The organism is Bradyrhizobium altum (genome assembly GCF_020889705.1).
Lineage (GTDB): Bacteria > Pseudomonadota > Alphaproteobacteria > Rhizobiales > Xanthobacteraceae > Bradyrhizobium > Bradyrhizobium altum.
Window position 1 is genome coordinate 14,622 of the sequence record NZ_JACMYP010000064.1, and the last position, 20,621, is coordinate 35,242.

Annotated in this window: 16 protein-coding genes and 2 pseudogenes; 14 read left to right on the forward strand and 4 right to left on the reverse strand. The window is 59.9% G+C overall.

The features are described 5' to 3' along the window. Positions 1 to 16: 16 nt before the first annotated feature. On the reverse strand, positions 17 to 580 hold the full coding sequence (locus H8B02_RS17775) for a sugar O-acetyltransferase (RefSeq protein ID WP_233287292.1): 564 nt from the start codon (positions 578 to 580) through the stop codon (positions 17 to 19). 449 nt (positions 581 to 1,029) lie between these two features. Here H8B02_RS17775 and H8B02_RS17780 point away from each other — a divergent pair. The 3 genes and pseudogenes from H8B02_RS17780 to H8B02_RS17790 form a co-directional block, all read left to right on the forward strand. Next, a pseudogene (locus H8B02_RS17780) lies at positions 1,030 to 1,220 on the forward strand (LysR family transcriptional regulator); the annotation flags it as partial. 876 nt (positions 1,221 to 2,096) lie between these two features. Then, the gene (locus tag H8B02_RS17785; RefSeq protein ID WP_229167415.1) at positions 2,097 to 3,809 is read left to right on the forward strand and encodes an MFS transporter; all 1,713 of its coding nucleotides are present in this window, start codon (positions 2,097 to 2,099) and stop codon (positions 3,807 to 3,809) included. A 1,243-nt stretch (positions 3,810 to 5,052) separates the two neighbouring features. Continuing rightward, positions 5,053 to 6,171: a branched-chain amino acid ABC transporter substrate-binding protein gene (locus H8B02_RS17790; RefSeq protein WP_229167416.1), complete on the forward strand. Its 1,119-nt coding sequence runs from the start codon at positions 5,053 to 5,055 to the stop codon at positions 6,169 to 6,171. Between the two features lie 945 nt (positions 6,172 to 7,116). Here H8B02_RS17790 and H8B02_RS17795 read toward each other — a convergent pair. After that, the gene (locus tag H8B02_RS17795; RefSeq protein ID WP_229167417.1) at positions 7,117 to 7,572 is read right to left on the reverse strand and encodes a hypothetical protein; all 456 of its coding nucleotides are present in this window, start codon (positions 7,570 to 7,572) and stop codon (positions 7,117 to 7,119) included. Positions 7,573 to 7,943: 371 nt separating this feature from the next. On the opposite strand from H8B02_RS17795, the gene H8B02_RS17800 reads away from it, so the two are divergent. Both H8B02_RS17800 and H8B02_RS17805 read left to right on the forward strand, forming a co-directional pair. After that, positions 7,944 to 8,255: a Crp/Fnr family transcriptional regulator gene (locus tag H8B02_RS17800; RefSeq protein WP_229167418.1), complete on the forward strand. Its 312-nt coding sequence runs from the start codon at positions 7,944 to 7,946 to the stop codon at positions 8,253 to 8,255. A 366-nt stretch (positions 8,256 to 8,621) separates the two neighbouring features. After that, positions 8,622 to 8,843, forward strand: coding sequence for a hypothetical protein (locus tag H8B02_RS17805; protein WP_229167431.1), 222 nt, complete (start codon positions 8,622 to 8,624; stop codon positions 8,841 to 8,843). On the opposite strand, the gene H8B02_RS17810 is transcribed toward H8B02_RS17805, so the two are convergent. Together H8B02_RS17810 and H8B02_RS48545 are read right to left on the reverse strand one after the other, a co-directional pair. Next, a complete protein-coding gene (locus H8B02_RS17810; protein ID WP_229167428.1) occupies positions 8,809 to 8,949 on the reverse strand; it encodes a Ulp1 family isopeptidase in 141 nt (46 codons plus the stop codon). The genes H8B02_RS17805 and H8B02_RS17810 overlap by 35 nt on opposite strands. After that, positions 8,882 to 9,511 carry a hypothetical protein gene (locus H8B02_RS48545; protein ID WP_229167432.1) on the reverse strand — a complete coding sequence of 210 codons (630 nt, stop codon included), beginning with the start codon at positions 9,509 to 9,511 and terminating at the stop codon, positions 8,882 to 8,884. The genes H8B02_RS17810 and H8B02_RS48545 overlap by 68 nt, the downstream gene beginning before the upstream one ends. A 1,542-nt stretch (positions 9,512 to 11,053) precedes the next feature. Here H8B02_RS48545 and H8B02_RS17820 point away from each other — a divergent pair. The 9 genes and pseudogenes from H8B02_RS17820 to groEL form a co-directional block, all read left to right on the forward strand. Continuing rightward, entirely contained in the window at positions 11,054 to 12,568 is a 1,515-nt protein-coding gene (locus H8B02_RS17820; protein WP_229167419.1) for a GMC oxidoreductase, read from the forward strand. Between the two features lie 21 nt (positions 12,569 to 12,589). Next, positions 12,590 to 13,897: an aminotransferase class III-fold pyridoxal phosphate-dependent enzyme gene (locus H8B02_RS17825; RefSeq protein WP_229167420.1), complete on the forward strand. Its 1,308-nt coding sequence runs from the start codon at positions 12,590 to 12,592 to the stop codon at positions 13,895 to 13,897. Positions 13,898 to 13,928: 31 nt separating this feature from the next. Further along, positions 13,929 to 14,870 (forward strand): sulfotransferase family protein, encoded by a 942-nt coding sequence (locus H8B02_RS17830; protein WP_229167421.1) that lies wholly within the window; start codon positions 13,929 to 13,931, stop codon positions 14,868 to 14,870. Then, positions 14,867 to 16,108 carry an MFS transporter gene (locus H8B02_RS17835; protein ID WP_229167422.1) on the forward strand — a complete coding sequence of 414 codons (1,242 nt, stop codon included), beginning with the start codon at positions 14,867 to 14,869 and terminating at the stop codon, positions 16,106 to 16,108. Before H8B02_RS17830 ends, H8B02_RS17835 begins: the two co-directional genes overlap by 4 nt. A gap of 18 nt (positions 16,109 to 16,126) precedes the next feature. Further along, a complete protein-coding gene (locus H8B02_RS17840) occupies positions 16,127 to 17,488 on the forward strand; it encodes a condensation domain-containing protein (RefSeq protein ID WP_229167423.1) in 1,362 nt (453 codons plus the stop codon). Positions 17,489 to 17,921: 433 nt separating this feature from the next. Further along, positions 17,922 to 18,068 carry a hypothetical protein gene (locus tag H8B02_RS17845; protein ID WP_229167424.1) on the forward strand — a complete coding sequence of 49 codons (147 nt, stop codon included), beginning with the start codon at positions 17,922 to 17,924 and terminating at the stop codon, positions 18,066 to 18,068. A gap of 526 nt (positions 18,069 to 18,594) precedes the next feature. Beyond that, positions 18,595 to 18,903: pseudogene (locus H8B02_RS17850) on the forward strand (transposase); the annotation flags it as partial. A gap of 622 nt (positions 18,904 to 19,525) precedes the next feature. Further along, positions 19,526 to 19,840 (forward strand): co-chaperone GroES, encoded by a 315-nt coding sequence (gene groES / locus H8B02_RS17855; protein ID WP_229167425.1) that lies wholly within the window; start codon positions 19,526 to 19,528, stop codon positions 19,838 to 19,840. Between the two features lie 80 nt (positions 19,841 to 19,920). Continuing rightward, on the forward strand, positions 19,921 to 20,621 hold a 701-nt coding region (gene groEL, locus H8B02_RS17860; protein WP_229167426.1), incomplete at its 3' end, for a chaperonin GroEL.

Consider the following 20,621-nt stretch of genomic DNA (forward strand, 5'->3'; position numbering starts at 1 on the left):
CGAGTAGGTTTCGCGCTCATCCGGAGATTTCTCGGATCACGCGACAAGGGTTACCAGCTGCAAACACTCCGGCTGGAATGTCACGTGTTACGACACTGCCTGCACCGATCACAGTAGCTGATCCGATGGTCACGCCAGGTAGGATAATTGCCCCGGCCCCCACCCATACGTCTGATCCAATCTCAACCGGCTTTCCGTACAGCTGCTTCCGGCGAAGGGCAGCATCAAGTGGATGCATCGACGTCAGGATCTGGACGCCTGGACCAAAAAGCCCGTAGTCACCTATACGAACCCGGCAAACATCAAGCACTATGCAGTTAAAATTGAAAAATACTTGCATGCCTAACTCTATGTTGGAGCCGTAATCGCAGAAAAAGGGGGGCTGTATCCACACAGTGTCTCCGCCTTTCCCGAAAATATGTTTGCAAAGGTTCCGACGCAGATCTTTGTCCGCATCACTGGAGGAGTTTATCTTCTGGCACAAGCCTCTTACCCTGTATCTCTCTGCAACAAGAGAAGGATCGAGAACGTCGTAAAGCTGTCCGGCCAGCATTTTCTCACGTTCGGTGCGCACGTTCATTGTTAAAATCTCAGACTGTGCATAGTGTGCGTTTATCTGGTCTCTGATTCCGGGCTCCACCTACTGGCAGGACGTGCTTATCGTCCCGGAGGGCGAGGAGCGAAGGCGACGAGAGATAAGCTCGGCGGACTTGTTCCAAGGCAAGCGGTGCTAGGTTCTCTGTCAACAAGCGAATAGGGAAGGAATAAAAATAGCGACTTTAATAGCTGCTATTTGGCGCTTTCACCGGCATCGCGGTTTTCGCCACCAAAACACTGTTAGTGCTGACACATTGACAATGATCCTGTCTCCACATGATTTCCTTATGCTGGTAAGGACGATAGCAACCCTGGAAATGCGCTCATCTTGTTTTAATTCTCCGAACTGGCTTTTTCTAATGCAGCATTTCCTAAAATTGGTAAAATCGAATGTGTTGATGGGGCGCATCCACGCGATGGATGGCTGAGGGCATGCGTTTCAAGGGCCTTGATCTAAATGTCCTCATCGCGCTCGTCGCTTTGATGAGCGAGCGTAGCCTCACTGCTGCGGCATGGAGCATCAATCTCAGCCAGCCATGAGAGCGGCCGTTGCCCGGCTTCGCGCCTATTTCCGCGATGAGCTGTTTACGATGAGGGGCCACGAACTTCACAACACATGTCGGATGGCGCTCGATGCGACGGTGGTCCTACTTGATCACAACTATTCGGATCGTCTTGAGCGGTCGTCGTGATTGACCGCTCAGCTGGTTTTTGCTGTCACCTGCGAGCACGGGCTCCCGGTTGGTGCTGCCGTCATGGACAGTGCGATCCGGCCGGCTATGGCGGTTCGGAGCGCTGTGCAAGAAGCAACATGTCAAAGACTGGCCCGCGGCATACCGTCACGTTCGTTTCCTGAACGGTTTATGCTGGATCAAGCGGTGGAATCGATGTTGCAGCTTTCAAATATTTCATTCGACCTGCGACAGACCCGCTCTCTGTGAGGCAATATTGATGGCTCGAGCCCGGAGGGACCGATCTATCGCACCACATTGCGTTCTCGATGAAGATGCTTCGCGGAACCCGCGCGGGATGGAGATAGATCGGTCGCCCTATACTGACACGTAACGACTCGCCGAGCGACAACAAGTTCCGCCAAACGCTGCATAGCTATCTGAACAATCGATAGTCCCCTGACATGAGTTTTCGGCTGCCTCGCAATGAGAGCGCAGTTCACCGTACCTCGCGACAAGTGATTCCGCACTTGTGGACTTTGCTCGTTTGTCCGCTACGTACAAGGTTTGCCCACGAGCGACGCACCGTCCGTCAATGTCACCAGCGACGCGCGCGAATAGGCATGATGCAGACTTAAGTCATCCGATCGGACAGCGCGCCGTACGCCACGAAGGCGTTCTTACAGGAGTAGAAGATCGGCAGCCAGGAAAACACCGTCATGCGATCGGCGCGTCTCATTCACGACCACGCCAGGGTAGGATATCGCGCCGGGCACATGCTTGTGATCCGCACCAGAATCAAATCATGGTAGATCATCACGATCCGATATGACCGATTCACCCAAAGTCCAATCGCGTAGCGCCGATGGCATCACGGCGCCTCTGCGGCACGCGACGTTCCGCCGCATCTGGCTTGCAAGCCTCGTCTCCAATATCGGCAGCTTGATTCAAGGTGTCGGCGCAGCCTGGGCGATGACGCAGATGACGTCCTCGGCTGACAAAGTCGCGTTGGTGCAGACCGCGCTGTTGCTGCCAGTGATGCTGATTTCGATGCCGGCCGGCGCGATCGCTGATATGTATGATCGCCGCATCGTGGCGCTGGTTTCGCTTGGCATCGCGCTCGCCGGCGCAGCCGGCCTGACCGTGGCCGCCTGCTTTGGCTTGGCCACACCGAACGTCTTGCTCGTACTCTGCTTCGTTGTCGGCAGCGGCATGGCGCTGATGGGACCTGCCTGGCAATCATCGGTAAGCGAACAAGTGCCGTTGGAAGCGCAGCTGCCTGCGGCCGTCGCGCTGAACGGCATCAGCTACAATATCGCACGGAGCGTCGGCCCGGCGATCGGCGGAGTGGTGGTGGCCAGCGCCGGTGCAGTGGCCGCATTCGCGCTCAACACGTTGCTCTATCTGCCGCTGATGCTCGCGTTGTTCCGTTGGAAACGCGTCAGCGTCCCCTCACGCCTGCCGCCTGAAAGATTGAGCCGCGCGATGGTGTCTGGTGTGCGCTACATCAGCAATTCGCCATCGATCAAGGTCGTGCTGCTTCGCACTCTGGTGACCGGCGTCGGCGGCGGTGCGATCACTGCGCTGATGCCTCTGGTGGTACGAGATGTCTTGCATGGCGACGCCCAGACCTACGGCATCATGCTCGGCGCCTTCGGCCTTGGCGCCGTGGTCGGCGCGCTGAACATTGCCGAGATCCGCAAGCGGATGAGCGGCGAGGCCGCGATTCGCGCCTGCGCGTTGTCGATGGGCGCAGCCATGGCCGCGGTCGCGCTCAGCCGCCAACCGGTGCTGACCGCGGCGGCCCTGGTCCTGGCTGGAGCCGTCTGGATGATGACATGGGCGGTGTTCAACATTGGGGTGCAGCTGTCGGCGCCGCGCTGGGTGACTGGACGCTCGCTTGCAGCCTATCAGGCGGCGAGCTCGGGCGGGATCGCCGTCGGCAGCTGGGGTTGGGGCCATCTGACCGACGCGGCCGGGGTCGAAACCGCGCTGCTGGCGTCGGCCGCCCTGATGCTGGCCTCACCGCTCATCGGCCGTTGGCTGCCCATGCCCCGTGTCGGCGCGCGCGGTGAAGAGGCTCAGCTGCTCGCCGATCCCGAAGTACGGCTCGCCTTGACCGGACGCAGCGGGCCGCTGGTCGTCGAGATCGAATACCGGATTGCACAAGAGAATGCCCGCGCGTTCCACAACGTCATGCAAGACGTGCAATTGTCTCGTCAGCGCAACGGCGCCTATGGCTGGTCGATCGCGCGCGACATTGCCGATCCCGAATTGTGGACCGAGCGCTATCACTTTCCGACCTGGTTCGACTACTTGCGCTGGCGCAACCGCTCGACCCAATCGGAACGTGCCCTGGAACAGCGGGCAATTCACTTCCACATCGGCCCTGCGCCGGTACGCGTGCGCCGTATGCTGGAGAGGCCATTCGGCTCGATACGCTGGAAGGACGACACGCCCGAGCGCGCAAGGGCGGAGATGCGGCGGGAGATGACAAGCGCGGCAAAAACACATAGCAGGCCGCTTCGGCCGACCAGGTAACCCAGTTTGCCAGGAGCATGGCACCTTCGCGGAGAAACATGCTCGAGTATGGAAAAGGCCAAGTTTCGGGCAGGCCGTGCGGCCGGCTCAAAGTGTGAGCAGCCGGCCAGCCAGCGAATCCGATCTCCTGATCAAGGCCGGCCCCGTCTGCCGGGCCAATCGAGCATTGATGCATTTCGAACTCCATCCGTCTTTGTTATGCAGCACTTCAACGAGCTACCGCGCAACAACGCTGCACACACCATCACCTAGACAACGCAGGAATAGTGCAATCGGAATCGACTAAGAAATTTTCTTGCAAGTTTCAGCGTAGCGAACTGCCACTCTGTGTCTCTTCATAAGTGCAATCGAGGGTGATTGATGCGCAATCATGACCTTGTCTCCGGTAGTCTCCTCGCACTGACCGCAACCAGCTTCGCGCTCCTCTGCTCGAGCCTGTTTGTCTTTGCCTTCATTTGAACCAAACGCACTGGCTGCCTTACCGCGTTATGGAGGCGACCTCGCCGTCGAATATCAAGAGTTCTACGAGCTCTAAGGACGACAAGGATTCTGACCTATCGCGGCTCGGCTGAAGCCAAGAGCATCGCGATGCCAGCAGCCAGGGCAGCGAACACAACTCTGCGCTCCCGTATGCCTGCCTCCGTCGATGCCCGTGAGGCATGTGGATTGTCTTCGAATGGCGGACGGTGTGAACGATCGCCTCACCTCTCTCTCGGTGGATGCTTGCCTCTCGCGTGGCAGCGTTTCGGACGTGGCGAGCTCTGTACGTTACGGACCGACCTATTTCTTCCCTAGCCGGACGATTCCGTTAGTGTTCGTCTAAGGCGACCCTGTGCGCTGAACTAGCGGGGCGAGATGAAATTGGTAACGCGGTGCGAGGCTGCGAGAATGAGACGGGACGAACGCTTGTAGGTTAACGTTGCTTCATTGATACAGCTCCATCCTTGCGTACGCGCCCTGGCTTGTCGCTCCGCTGGAACGGCATCGGCAAATGTCCATGTACTGTTTTCGAGCGATGAGCAGCCTGCCGATAGTTCCTCGAGCCTCTGGACGGTTAAGCGGGACGGACGGTTTTCTTAATGAGTCAAGGTGGGCTCCTGCTCCCTCATGGCAGTGCAATCGAAGGGGTTTGATGCGCGACCATGACTTTGTCTCCGGCTGCTTTCTGGCACTGACCGCCGCCGGGCTCGCTTTGCTTTGCTCGAGCTTACTCGCCGCCGCATTGAGCCTGTGAGGACCATCCATGAAATCACTCAAGCTGACCGGCTTTGCACTTGGAGCATTGATTGCGCTGTCCACCGGGGCATTGGCGGAGGACATCACCATCGCCGTCGCTGGACCGATAACCGGGGGCGAGTCCGCCTTCGGGCGGCAAATGAAGAACGGCGCCGAGATGGCGGTGGAGCAGATCAACGCTTCCGGCGGCGTACTCGGCAAAAGGATCGCGCTCGACATCGAGGACGATGCCTGCGATCCCAAGCAGGCGCGATCGGTAGCGGAGAAGATCGCCGCCGCCAAGATCCCATTCGTTGCGGGGCACTTTTGCTCTTCGTCGTCGATTCCGGCCTCGGAAGCCTATGCGGACGGCGGCGTACTGCAGATCACGCCCGCCTCGACCAACCCCCTATTCACCGAGCGCAAGCTATGGAACGTGGCGCGCGTCTGCGGCCGCGACGACCAGCAGGGCCAGGTTGCTGCCGACTACATCGCCAAGCACTTCAAGGGCAAGAACATCGGCATTCTCAACGACAAGACCACTTATGGCAAAGGGCTTGCCGACGAGACGAAGAGGGCCCTCAACAAGGCCGGCATCATCGAGAAGATGTACGAGTCCTACAACAAGGGCGACAAGGATTTCAATGCGATCGTCTCGCGCCTGAAGCGTGACAATATCGACCTCGTCTATGTCGGCGGCTATCACCAGGAAGCAGGCCTCATCCTGCGTCAGATGCGCGATCAGGGCCTGAAGACCGTACTGATGTCGGGTGACGCCTTGGCCGACAAGGAATTTGCCTCGATCACCGGCGCAGCTGGAGCGGGCACGCTCTTCACCTTCGGGCCCGACCCACGCAACAAGCCGACGGCGGCTGCGATCGTCAACAAATTCAAGGCCAGGAATATCGATCCCGAAGGCTACACGCTCTACACCTACGCTGCGGTGCAGGTCTGGACCCAGGCCGCAAGCAAAGCCGGCACCACGGATCCGAGGAAGGTTATCGAGATAATCAAAGCGGGCTCTTGGGACACCGTGATCGGCAAGTTGGAATACGACGCCAAGGGTGACATCAAGCAGCTCGACTATGTCGTTTACAGGTGGGACGACAAGGGCGGCTATAGCGAAACTAACCCGAGCGCGTTCTGACGCATCTTAGGCTGGCGCATCAAAGCGGGCGTCTCCCCCCGGGTGGTGGTCAATGCCGATCGATCGATTGCTCCAGGACAGTAAGCTACGGCCGGAAGAAATTGAATTTCTGAGCTTGGCCACATATTTCCGTGCGACACGCATCGCTCATGTCCATCGATCCACGAAGCGGTTCGACCGTAAATTACGCGGCCCCGCCCCCATGAAGAACAAGGGCGGGGCCGCTCCCCTCCCCCGGAGGACGCCGCGCTGCGGATCACAATGGCTATTGTCTAGCGCGCCCATCATCTGCCGATTGACCATTCGGTATACGGCCGAGCGCGTCACCCGGACTGCGACTTTTGGCCTTCTGCATTTTGCGTGACATTGCGCAAGACGAGTTCAGAAAGCTGCACAACCAGCTGTTTGAGACGCGCTATCTCCTCTCTGCACCGCGTCAACTCACGCTGTTCATCGGTCGTTATCGACAATTCATGGCGGTGCAGAACCGCACGATTCATGTTGAACCTCTATCCAACCAGATAACCGTGAGCGTCGGCTCAAGCATACCCCTTGCCCAGGATTGTACCGTCAGAGGCGCATTTTTACGCCACTAAACACCGTACGCAGCGATCCAACTGTCTCGCTGCCCCAGGTAATGTGCTATCCGTGCTACAGATCCGACCGTTTCGTACATAACTCGCTGGCATGACGAAGACGACATTGAGCTTTGTTCTCTTCGAGCCGGCTCTCGCAGGAATAATCAGATCGGATCTCTATTGCCAGCCTGATTTGCACCTCATGTTGCCAACTGGGCCCATCAACCCGGAACGGTACCGTCCCAGGTTGACGAGGCGATCGCCGTTCCCGCTGAAACGGCCCGCCGGTCGCGTGTCATGGGCGTCAAATCCGGGCGTCTGCAGTGCGGAAGCGATCCCCATTCGACGACGACCGTTCCACCCGCACTCACGATCGAGAGAAAATTAGACGCGCCGTTTTGCGCAGCGCGATGAGCCGAGCCGGCAAAGGAATTGCTCTTCTTAGCTGCCGCCAGCGCGGTGCGGAAGGCGTCAGTGTCGAGCCGATGTTGGCTGCGCGCTCGTGAGCCCTGATGCTGGGCTGGAACGCGGCCGCGGCCCGACGCAGGCGCGACTGTGCGCCAAGCCTCGTCGTTCTTCCAGAAGCAAGCGGTTTATCATCGAGCTTGAGGGATAGCCGGAAGGTCGTCGTCAGCACTTTCGTGAGGATCCCGTATCTCTCGAAAGCATCGCGTATGAGCTCGAAGAGGAGAGCAGAAAAGAGATTGAACATCAGGGGGAACCGTGCAGAATGGCCGCGATCAGGTAGCTGGTGGGGATAGGTGTCGATATTGGCGTACCCCAGCGATAGAACGGGGTATTGCTTGCCGCACCAAATGCTCATTACGCGTCTGCGGGGCATCAGAGGCTTATCCGAGCAAGACCTGGCTAAGCTCGAAAGCATGCCTCACACCATCAAACGATTTGCGCATGGCGAGTACCTGGCGCGCCAGGGGGACCGGCCTCTAAGCTGTGGCGTCGTGATGGGCGGCTTTCTGTCTCGTCAAGAGTGGCGTCCGATCGAAATCAGTTAACCTCCTTCTATGTCCCTGGAGACATTCCCGACCTGCACACCCTTCATCTGCCCGAAACGGATCGCGATCTCTGCAGTATTGGCACGAGCATCATGCCCTTGTGCCCCACTCATGCCTCAAAGATGTCCTGGGAAAGTCCGCTGGGCTCCCCCATGCGTTTTGGCGGGAGACGTTGATTCACGTGGCCATCTATCGCGAATGGATCGAAAATCTTGGCTCCCGGGAAGCGCTGCCTCGGCTTTCTCATCTTCTATGCGAGATCGCCGCACGTCTTGAGCTCGTGGGGCTGCTGGACAATGGTCGCCTTCATGTTCCATTCACACAGCAAGACATTGCCGATGCATGCGGCCTTTCGACTGTGCACGTGAACCGGACAATCCAGGAGCTTAGGCGTAGGAAGCTCATTGAATGGAACGGTCATGCGGTTGATCTTCTTCAGCGAGATCAGCTCGAATTGCTTGCGGAATTCCGCGCCTCCTACCTCATGCGCTGAATTTGCTTCGGTCGCTATTCCGTGAGCGTTCCGCGCAGCTTTAATGCTCTAGCTGCGCAATGCGAGACACTAGATCGAGCGCTGAACGCATTGCTACGGCGAAGGTCGCTTTGCGCGGAGTGACGACATATGAACAGTGCAGCTAGTTCGAACGTTTTTTGGCTGTAAGTTGTTTCCATGAGCGCTCGGCGCGGTCGAACGCTCGAAGAGAAGCTGCGGACCGTCGCCGAGAGCTGCGGCGGACGACGATAGATCACGGTAACTTGCGCGCGCAACGGGACGTCTGCGCGCCGATTGAGTCAATCGGAAAGGAACCAAGCGTGATGGAATGGCTGAGGGGGAGCACGTTCAGTGTCGAGAGCGATCATGCCGAAGGACCGCCTGGATCACCCGCTGCACATGCCGCCCGTCGACATCCACGCCGCCGGCCACCAGCCATACTGGTCTGGCGGCGGCGTCGGCGAGAGCCGTTCCACTCCCATCGGCACGAGCCGACCTCAGATCCTTAGCTGGTCTTTCAGTGCCAGCCGGCTGATGCTGAGCTTGTTAAGGTTCAGCAGGTCTGGCTGCCCTGTTGCCAATCCCTGACCAACGCACGCGTGCCGTCCACGACAAAGACGCCGCAATCATAGTCGTTCTGCTGCTGGGCTATCCTGGCGGCTGAGGCCCAGCCGATCTGCGAGCCTTGTTGCACGAGCGTCATTGTATCCACGGACAGAGTCGTGGCGATAGCCGACTGGCCGTTGCCGGTCCCTTCGATCAACGAATAGCAGCGACCAATGGGCGCCGTGTTGATCAGGACGATCGGCATCGTTGATTGGTAGAACCAGGAAGTCGGCTGTATCGTTACCATTTTGATGGATGAGGCGCTGGAAGCGACTTAGCGCGTCGCCATCAGTGGCCGCCAGGCGCAGCTGATAGTGGGCTATAAGAGGATCGACGAGCCGCGTCCGGACGGCGAGATCCGGATGGTTCTCCTGCAGCCACTGCTCGAGTAGCTCGTAGTCCCTCTGGATGTGCTCGTCGCCGAGCCATTCGGTATCCTCGAGCACCAGTCCGGGGCCTCGGGACGGGACTGTCAGGTCCAAACCTCCGATCTGAGTATCTGAGGGGGCCGGAAATGCTCGCGCAGAATCAACCTCGTCATCCAATTCGGACGGCGTCGGCGTATTCAGATTAACAACAGACAGGCCGCCGTAGGTGCCGGACCGCGCCTTGGCAGAGTGCGCTACCGCAAAGTGCGCATCCTCGTCCAATTCGGACGGCCTCGGCTCGACTACAGGAGGATGGCGGCTTTCGATGTGGGCCAGGCTGCTCGGCCTTTCGCTGTGACGTGCCAGCCGGATGAGCCGCGTTCCACAAGCCCGTTAAAGACTCTCGGATTGGGAACCCAGGCGGCAAGTAGCCTGGCGGCCGGACCACGACGCCTAATCCGCGCGAACTGGGACAAGATCGCGGTGGGGCGACGTGCGCGTGCCTCAAGCGCTCACGTGGTACAACTCCATCCACAAACAGAGCGACATGCACGTCAGCCGCTCGCGGATCACTTAGCTACGTGTGAGAGATCGGCAGCATGTATTTTATGGAGGGCAGCTCAAAGGCCTTGAATCGCACGTGGCGTCACGTTGTACCATCTCAACGTAGCCAACGAGGATGCCCGACAAGTCGACCTGGCGCCCGTTTGCTGACGTCGGTGATACGACGATACCAATGCGGTCGATGTGTGTACAGCAGAGTGCGATGCCGATGCCCCAATCATCGCCTACAAGATCGAGTGAACGGGCTTCGAATGCTCGGATGCGAACCGAGGCGCTTCCTCCCAGCCCCCCGGCGGATTCCACAGGGGATGCTGCGTTGCTGCGCCCTGCGGTCGGCACGTTGAGTCCGTTCGGACAGCCGCGGATCGTCTCGGTTCAGCGCCGCTCATCTAATCCCTTCGGCGATCCTCCCACGACAACGAAGGATACACCTTTTCAGGATTGTGCGAGCCAGTGTTGAGCCGCATTCCATTCCATCAATACGTCTTAGCAAAAAACGGCGCCAGATTTGTCCGATTGTTGATCCTCCGAAATTAGAATTTGCGGTGAAACTTTTGCCGCGAATAACCGTCGGCAGCTCTCCCTCTGTCGACGGAAGTTGGCGCGATGCTTAGCAGCCTCGCTCCCCGAGACTGACTTTCGCCCGGCCATCGATGAGGTCGGGCTTTTTTTTGCCGTCTATGCAGGGCAGCTTTGAGCGTTCTAGCCGGCGCCTGATGATTGCGAAGAGCCTAAGGAAAGAAATCGCATTCCAGCGCCAGTCAATACGAGATCGGCTGACCTTCGCGATCAAATCGCCGTACAATTCGTACAATCATGTGTTGGGTAGCGACCGATCGACGCATTGCCAATGAGCGCGGCCTCAAAACGCTGCCCGTATCGCGTCTCGAAGCTAAATTTGCGGGCGTCCTTACATAGTGCAAGAACACGCTGGTGCCCGCATCTGGTGCACAGGTAGGTGGATTGGACAATCGTTTGGGGCCTCTTAGACCTGTCAAAAATCGCAGTGGTTCTGAAAATGCCGCTTGCTCATATTAATGCGGCTGCTGCATCGAAGAGCTTGAATCGTACGTAGCGTCACATTGTACGATCTCGCGGCGATGATCCTTGGCAAACGAGCGAAGCCATACCGGATAATCCGGGCGATCTGGACGGGCCGTGCGTTCAACGGTGGCTGTGACAGCTGTCTGATGGCAGCTCGTCATTAACGAATAGGGCGCGATTGCGCATGGTCGATATTTGTTGCCAGAAGGTGGAATAATGACGGCCGATATCGTTGATGTATGCGTCGTCGGAAGTGGTGCCAGCGGCTCGATAGTTGCCCACGAGATCGCACAACACGGACTGCGAGTACTCCTTCTCGAGGAAGGTCGGGCACTTCCTCCCGGCGCCTCGCTGGCGAGCGTCCAAAATGGCATGGATAGCGCCCTGGTGCCGTCTGCGGCAGGGACGTTGACGCCATTCGGACGTCCGTGGACCGTCTGCGCGCTCGGCGGCGGAATGACTTTATATGCCGGAATAGCCTTCCGCTGTCGCGCCATCGATTTCGACGCACGAGCGCATGTGGCCGGGGACGCGCTCGATCCGATCTGGCCGATCAACTACACCGAGCTACGCCCATTCTACGAGGAGCTGGAGCGGCGCATGGGGGTGGCCCGCCTGGCCGGGGCGGACCCACTCGAGCCGCCGAGCGATCCGCCCGTTCTGCCGCCACACCAGTACAGCTTGCCGGGCCAGTTGATTGCCGATGCCGGCAGACGCCTGGGCCACTTGCCGTTCCCCACGCCATTAGCAATCAACTCGGTGCCATATCACGGCCGGCCAGCCTGCCGCTGCGAGGGCCCCTGCAATGAACATTTATGTCCAAGCGGCGCCAGGGCCGACGCACGCTCGCCGTTCACAGGTGTCACCCTGCCGCCGGACGCGCTGACGATTGCGCTCGGCAGCAAGGCCGTCCGTATCGATCTCGGCAACGTCAGCCGCGCGGATTCGGTGGAATGGGTGGATACTCTCAAGCGACAACGAGCTCGGGTCCGCGCCCGCTGCGTGGTACTTGCCGGCAACGCAGTGCAGTCTGCCGCCTTGCTGCTACGCTCGGCGCAACGCGCGGCGCCCAACGGCATCGGCAACGCATCCGGCATGGTGGGCAGTGGCATCTCGTTCAAGATCAGCGGCTACGTGTCCGGTAGCACCACGATAAATCCGCCGGTCACGCCCGAGCCCGGCCGCCCATTCTCCACCGTCGCGGTCTCCGACCATTACCTCAACGACGAGGCGCCTTCGGGGCTCGGCGGAATGATCTACGAAGCAAGTCCGACTGAACGCACGGACGACGACGGAAATACAAGGCTACGGCTGCATTTTCTGGCGGCCGACCAGCCCATGCGCAACAATGCGGTCCGGTTGGCTACCAGGCGGGACGGGCTGGGTTTGCCCAAGATCATTCTCGATTACCAGACCCATCCGCTGGACAAACGCCGATTGGGCTACTTGTCCAGACGCGCGTCGAACTTGCTGGCCGAAGCCGGTGTGAAGCACGTGGATTATCAGGATTCCAACTATCAGTTCGGCAGCGGCCATCTGCATGGCGCCTGTCGGGCTGGGATCGATCCGAAGCAATCGGTGGTTGATCGCTGGGGTCGCGTGCACGACGTCGACAATCTCTATGTCGCGGATGGTGGCTTTTTCCCATATGCCGGAGGCGTCAACCCGACCTTCACCATTCAGGCGAATGCGCTACGGATCGCTCGACGAATAGTCACGCAGCTGACGTAACGAGCGCAACGGAGACGGTTTTTGTCGATCAGCACGCTTGCTGCCGCCGTGAACGCGACCGACGGGGACGGATCGGCACTGCGACGCGCCCTGCGCGTCACCGCCTCGCAGAAGTGGGATCTCAACAGGCGTTTTCCGGTCGTGATGACGCGTGCGTCAGGCGCGCATGCATGGGACATCGACGGAAAGCAATACGTCGATTTCACTTCCTGTAGCGGTGCCGCGCCGCTCGGAGCCGGATACGAGCCGGTCGTGGCGCACGCAGCCGCTGAGATGCGCCGTACCGGCGGCATCCTGCCCGGACCGCTGTCCGTGCACCGGGTCGAATTGGCCGAACGGCTGGCGGAGATCTTCCCTGTCGCGGAGCGCTCAGTATTTTTCCGCACTGGATCTTGCGCCACCACCGCCGCCGTGCGCCTTGCCCGCGCGTTCACGGGCCTTAACCATGTACTGACCAGCGGATATCACGGCTGGCACGACTGGCAGTTGCAGGACCGGCCGGAAATGGGGCTGCCCAATCGGGACCGGGACAGCGTGGACTTCCGCTACAACCTCGACTTGCTCGACGAGCTGGCAAGTGTCCAGCGCGCCGCCGCAGTGATCATCACCCCGGAGGTCAACTTCTTCCCGCCCGAATACCATCAAGAACTGCAGAGGCTGGTGCATCGGCACGGCGCCCTGCTCATCCTTGACGAGGTGATGACCGGATTCCGCTACGCCCTTGGCGGGTACCATATGGCCATCGGGCTCACGCCCGATCTGATTACACTGAGCAAAGGACTGGCGAACGGAATGGCGCTGTCGGCGGTGGCGGGCCGGGCGGACGTACTCGCCGCTGCGGAAAAGACATACATGGGCAACACCTACCAGCGCGAAGTCACCCCGTTCGCAGCTGCACTGAGTACCCTGCATGCGCTGCGCGACGGGACCGCCCTGGCCCGAATGCGCGAGGTTGGCGAGCAACTGATCAGGGGGCTCAACAGTGTCTTCACCAGGCAGCAAGTCGCGGCATGGGCGTTCGCCTGGCCCACGATGTTCGACGTTGTATTTTCCGACGCCGAACTTGGCCACGCCTTCTTCGAGGAGATGTGGGCGCGAGGATTCCTGATGCAGTATGGCGGACGCTTCATGCCCTCCGCTGCGGTATCTGACGCCGACGTGCAGGCGGCTATCGAAGCAGCTGGAGAGGCCCTGCCGGCGGCACTGTCCCGCACGGACAACCCAGTCCGCGCCCCGGATCCAGTCGCGGCTGCCGTACGGTTCGCCAGAGATCATTTCGTTGCCACACCGGGGGCGGTTCGGCGCTGGTTCAATGCGCCCGTCCACTGACCAGCAAGCATGTCGAACAGAGAACAAGACCATGTCGCAGCCCGATCCATTTTCCACGTCGCCAGTGCTGCTCGGCGGCGACAACCGGTCGGGCACCACGCTGCTGAGTATCGTGCTGGACTCTCATCTGGATCTCGTGGCCGGTCCGGAGATCGACTTCCTCGAACCACCCAATCTCGGCCCGCACATTCTGGGTGCAATCGACCTGCTTGCGGTCGGCGATTGGCGGGTCACGGACACGACCAAGAACACGATCGATCCGTTCTGGTATGACGGGGTGCATTTTGTGGTGCAGTGCCGCCGCTTCGGTCTCGACTTCGATGACCTGCGCGGGCTGGTCCGCAAGATTATGGTCGAGGTGGGCAACGACATTGTTTCATTCATCGACCGATGCCGGCTCGTCAACGAGATCGGTGAGTTGCGCAGGGCGCGCAGCGGAGCTCAGCGCTGGGGATTGAAACTGCAGCGTAAGATCACCAGGATCGACGACTTCGCCCGCCTGTGGCCGCGTGCACATTTCGTGCATATCGTGCGGGACGGCCGCGACGTTGCCGCCTCTCACCTGAAGACCGTTCCTGATTGGGGTTACCGAACAGTTGCCGACGCCGCGCGGGGTTGGCTTGAAGTGGTTTCCCGGCCGCATCGGATCGCGCCGCCTGGCCGTTATCTCGAGGTGCGTTACGAGGATCTTGTAAGCAGTCCCCGCACCGCTTTGACGATGATTCTGGACCACCTCGACTTGCCTTGGGACGAGGCCGTGCTGCGTCATGCTGAATACGAGCACGCGTTGTTCGAACAACCGCATGGTCACCCGGCGGCCGAGGCTGCGGGAAAGCCGCTGCACCAAGGTCGAATTGGTCGCCACGTCCAGGATTTGACGCCAAGCCAGATTGTGGAGTTCGAGGAGATCGCTGGAAGTGAGCTGGCCCGACTAGGCTATCTGTCCGTCTCAAGCCCATCTGGCGACGCGTGATCTGCCGGCACTGTTCTGCTACGCCTCGCGCCCTGCCACGCAGCTACCTCGCGCTGCTCGTCGGCCAGACCATTTCCCTGCTGGGCTCCAACGTAACCATGCTGGCGCTGCCGCTGACTGCAATCACCCTGCTAGACGCCGGACCGGCGCAGGCGGGGCTGTTGCTCGCCTGCGGTCGGGCACCGTGTCTTTTCGTGAGCCTGTTCGCCGGGGTCATCGTCGACCGTCTCCCGCACCGACGAATCCTTTTGACCGCCAACGTGGTTATGGCGGCAACGCTGGCCACCATTCCCTTGTGCGCCAGCCTTGGACACCTGGGAATGGTGCAGCTATACGCGACAAGCGTCCTGGTTGGGGTGGCCGCGGTGATCGCCGACGTGGCTTATCTGGCGTGCATACCCACAGTCCTGGACCGGTCTCAGCTGGTTCGGGCGCAGAGTTCATTGGAATTCAGCCAGGCGACCGCGATGGCCGCAGGTCCGTTCCTGGCCGGTTGGCTTATCAACGCGTTCTCCGCTCCAACCGCAATCCTGGCCGACTCCGTCTCCTTTCTGCTCGCCGCCGCGTTGCTCTCGCTGGTGCCGATGCCTGCCGCCTCAGCGGCGCCCTCAAGCACTGTGCTCGTCCAAATGGCCGAGGGGCTGGCGAGCGTGTTCGGCAATGCAGTTTTAAGGGCCGTTACCCTGGCAACCGGCACATTCATCTTTTGGCACAACGCCTATTCTGCGGCTTTTCTGCTGCATCTGACCAAGGATCTCGGGTTCGACAGCCGGGTTGTCGGCATGGTGCTCGGTATCGGCGCGCTTGGCGGTGTGGTGGGCGCGGCTGGCTCACCGTGGGTGGGCCGGGCAATTGGGCTTGGTCCTGTATTAATGACCGGTTTGGCGGTGAGCGCGGCAGGCATGAGCCTTGCGGCGCTGCTCACCCGGCCCTGGTGGGCAGCAGTGGCATGCGTGGCGCTCTCCCAATTCATTCTGTGGATCGGCCAGGGACTCTACCACGTGCAGCAGGTTCCCATTCGATATGCGTTGGTCCCGCAGCGCCTGCAAGGCCGGGTCAATGCGAGCATCCGCACCGTCGTGTGGGGACTGGGCTCATTGGGCGCACTGGTCGGCGGCGCGGCCGCTGCTGCAACGAGCCTGCGCACCACATTGCTGGCGAGCAGTGTGCTTGGCACTGCCTCGATAATTTGGATTTGGCGGTCGCCGCTGCGCCGCACGCGCAGCTTGCATCTGTGAACATTGCCACGGCCCTTCATGGACATCAAGGAATTTTGCGATTCTGATCGGCAGCCGGATCGGCTGATGGTGTGGCGGGTCAGCGATCCCGATCCGGTCAGTTGGCGGCCCGACTCGCGCCGTCCGTCTCATGTTCAGGAGGAACATTTTCGCTCCGCGGACGATGGCCGGTCAAGCTGGCTCGGCGCCGCGTTCGAGTTGCCGGGCGCGTTCAACGCCGCTGCGCTGACAAGAGCGATCCTTGGCTGGGTCAACCGGCATGAGGCATTACGCAGCCGCTTGGCCAATGATGGATCGGTCGTTCATTGCGCCACGATTGAACAAGGCGCGGCGGCAGTTGAGAAGACCGTGGTGGGTGACTGCGCCGATCCCGGCGAAATTGCTCAGTTCCTGGAACGGCTCTTTGAAGCGGAGACCAACCCGCGGCGCTGGCCGGCGTATGTGTTCGTGACGATCAGCCGGCCACCATCCACGCGCCTCCTGTTCGCCTCCGACCACTCCGTCAGCGATGCCTACTCGATGGCCTTGATGCCAAATGAGATCCGAGAGCTGTACACAGCCGCAATCCTCGGAGTGGCGCCGCAGCTGGCACCGGCGCACAGCTATCTGGATCACGCCGAGGCCGAACGAGAGCGACTGACCGACCTGTCCGATGACCATCCCGCAATTGGCCACTGGCGCGAGCTGATCGCCGCGAACAGCGGTCAGTTGCCCGATTTTCCGCTAGCACTCGGTGTGCCGGAAGGATCCTTACAGCGCACCGGACGAATATGGCTGCTCGATGCGGCTGGGGCATCCGAATTCGAGCGAGGGTGCAGGTCCCAGGGCGGAAACGCGGCGACGGGAATTTTCGCCTGTCTGGCGCTGGCAGGAAAAACACTGGCGAACCAACGACAATTCCACGCCGTTGCGCCCTTTCACACCCGGTACGATCTGCGGTCAATGCGTTCGGTTGGATGGTATGTCGGGATGAGTCCGGTAAGCTTCCGGGTGGCCGATACGTTGCCGGAAACCCTGCGCGCCGCCCGGCTCGAACTCAAACGCGCCAAGAAAACAGCTCAGGTGACATTTTCAAAGGCCATGGAATTGCTCGGCGCCACACTGCGCGACCGCTTCATGGTATCCTACATGGACAATCGGACGGTCCCCGGGGCGGACTGCTGGCCGCACTGGCGGACGAGGTTTCTGAACAGCCGTAGCTCCAATGCTTGCGAGACATACCTATGGGTCAGTCGCTGGCAGGACGGAATTTCCGTGAACTTCCGACACCCCGGGACCGCCATCGCGCGAAGCGCGATGGATGACTATCTCGCTGAAGTGGCTGCGCAGGCCCATCTGATCAGCGGCGCTCGTCCGCTGCCGCGGCTCTCAATTGACTGACAAGGGCGGCTGTGAGCTAGCCTTTCTTGGCCAATAACCGGCTTGCGCTACGATCGCGATCATCCGTCCTTGGTGATCAGAAGCGAGCCCGACTCTAGGGCATCCGATCGTCACGATGCCGAGAGCGCCACTTGAGGGGAAGCAGGCGCCATGGAAGGATACGCCGTATCGGCCCCACAATATTTTGATTCGAGCGACTTTTCTCACGGGTGGCTTGCGAGAGACCGGGGTAATGATCGCCAGGCTAAGCCAACACGATTGTTGTTCCGGACAGTAATAGGCACAGTGCCGACTGGCATGTCGGGTTTACAACAACTCAGATATTGAGAGCTAGCATCCTCACATGCATGTTTTTTTTGCATTGAGCTAGCGACGGCACAGTCGTTGCAAGTCTTCGTTCAATAGATGGATTCGTCCCTGCACGGCAGACCGAATGGTTCTGCCGGATCATGCGCTGTTGCAATTATATCCGCACGACAAACCCATTTATCAAACTCTGATAGAGCCGAAGAAGGACGCCAAGGCGTGGGCTCAGCTTCAACTAAAGCATTATGGCGCCTATGTTGCCGCACCTCAATGAATCCCGAATGAGAGGACCATGCGACAACCTGCAGCCGATGAAGAACGACGATCTCTCCATGCACCACCTCAATGGCAATCCTGATCTGGGTTGAACACTAATGCCTCAGCTCACCTTCCCATCGCGACGAAATAGCGACTGCTAAGCGCGTGATGAAAGAGGCGCACCTTAAGGATCTACGAGAACTGATGCAGTTGCTTTGGCATTTGTTCGAAGCAGTGCATCGGCTTCCTAGAGGGCCGGAGCATACAGAAGCGGTTCAGACAATTAAGCGCTTTGAGCGTCGGCTGGTCGTGTTAATTCAAGCGTCTGAAATGGCTCGAGCTGCTGACCGCGAAGTCGCTGGCCGTGCCAGGCACGCTAAATAAATGATTGCCAGACACAATCACCAAAGTCATCCTACGTATGTGCGCCGTCTCTTAGCCTGCATGGCGGCCGGAAACGCGAAACGAAGGTTGTGAGCGCGCCCGTCGGACAGCAATATCCGTTCGCCTGGTTGATTGCCCGTCGTGCAACGGTGCGCTGCAGAGAAGCCTCGGCCGATAGCGGCTATCTGAGCGAGGCCAACCTGCAAACCCTCGCCGATCGCCACATCAGCGCTTACGTCGCGATCGGGCGCGCCAAGCATGCCGCTGAAGGCAAGCGAACCATGACCGGAGCGCTCACCAAAGCCTTGCGGGCCAAGCTCAAGCGCGCCGGCTCGCGAAGCCGCTACCGGTTCAGGAAGCAAATCGTCGAACCGGCGTTCGGGCAGATCAAGCAGGCGCGCGGGTTCAGGCAGTTCCTGCTGCGTGGCATCGAGAAAGTGACGGCCGAGTGGGCGTTGATCTGCACCACTCGCAAGAGCCGCTTGAGCAAGCTATCGTTCATCAACAAGCCCGATACCAGCGCTACCTGGACGGGCTCCTGGTCGAGGCGAATCCAATATTCGAGGAAACCGACGAAACGACGCAAGTAGCACTCCGGCGGATATGCCATCACGCTAGTGGGCAGGTATAAGGACTGTCTTCAGAATTGCGATGACCTTCGAACGGGTTCCTAGGGCCGACGATTTTGATAGGCCCGTTCTCTTTGACGCCCGCTGCATAATTACTCTCTCTATCCAAATGAGCACGAGAAGCTTCGATGGCAAGGTGGAGAGCCGTGGATCCGTTGGGTTGCCCCGATTCCTGTGACCGGACTGACCATGCTAAGAACTAGCGTGTGCGACTTTTGCCAATGTACGTGACGACAAACGAGGATGTTTTGACGAGACGCAACGTCAGTTTCGCAACAGCTTGGCGGGCTGTGTACATGAGGACGTTTGCTTCCGGACGAACACACGCGCAGGACAAGTGTGCGATTCAGCAGAATTGCCGGCACGGATCGCTCCGCTCATCTTTGGCCTGGCTCTTGCTATAACTGGGCTGTTCACAACGTGCCCATCGTAAACTCGTTCAAATGCTCAGGAGGCCTACATGAATTTCCGTCCGCTTCACGACCGCGTCGTGGTCAAGCGCATCGACGCTGAAGAGAAGACAGCTGGCGGCATCATCATTCCCGACACAGCCAAGGAAAAGCCCTCGCAGGGCGAAGTCATCGCGGTTGGCCCAGGTGGCCGTGACGAGACCGGCAAGCTGATTTCGATCGACGTAGAGGTCGGCGACCGCGTGCTGTTCGGCAAGTGGTCGGGCACCGAGGTCAAGGTCGACGGTGAGGAGCTGTTGATCATGAAGGAGAGCGACATCATGGGCGTTCTCACCGATGTGTTTTCCGAGAAGAAAGCCGCCTAGTCCAGCGCTCCCACCCCTCTCCCTGACGAGCGCCTGCCGGACGCGCCGCCGCATGAGAAAGTAAACTGAGGAATTCAATTATGTCAGCCAAGGAAGTCAAATTCGGCGTAGAAGCGCGAGACCGCATGCTGCGCGGCGTCGACATCCTCGCCAACGCCGTGCAGGTCACGCTCGGTCCGAAGGGGCGCAACGTGGTGCTCGAGAAGTCGTTCGGCGCTCCGCGCATCACCAAGGACGGCGTCGCCGTCGCCAAGGAGGTGGAACTCGAGGAGAAATTCGAGAACATGGGCGCCCAGATGGTGCGCGAGGTCGCTGCCAAGGCGGCGGACGCGGCCGGCGACGGCACCACCACCGCGACCGTGCTTGCGGCTGCCATCGTGCGCGAAGGTGCGAAGTCGGTTGCCGCCGGCATGAACCCGATGGACTTGAAGCGCGGTATCGACCTCGCGGTCGAAGCCGTCGTTGCGGACCTCCAGAAGAACTCGAAGAAGGTCACCTCGAACGAGGAGATCGCCCAGGTTGGCACCATCTCGGCCAACGGCGATGCTGAGATCGGCACGTTCCTCGCCGACGCCATGAAGAAGGTCGGCAACGAGGGCGTGATCACGGTCGAGGAAGCCAAGTCGCTCGAGACCGAGCTCGACGTCGTCGAGGGCATGCAGTTCGACCGCGGCTACATCTCGCCCTACTTCGTCACCAACGCCGATAAGATGCGCGTTGAGATGGACGACGCCTACATCCTCATCAACGAGAAGAAGCTCTCCTCGCTGAACGAGCTGCT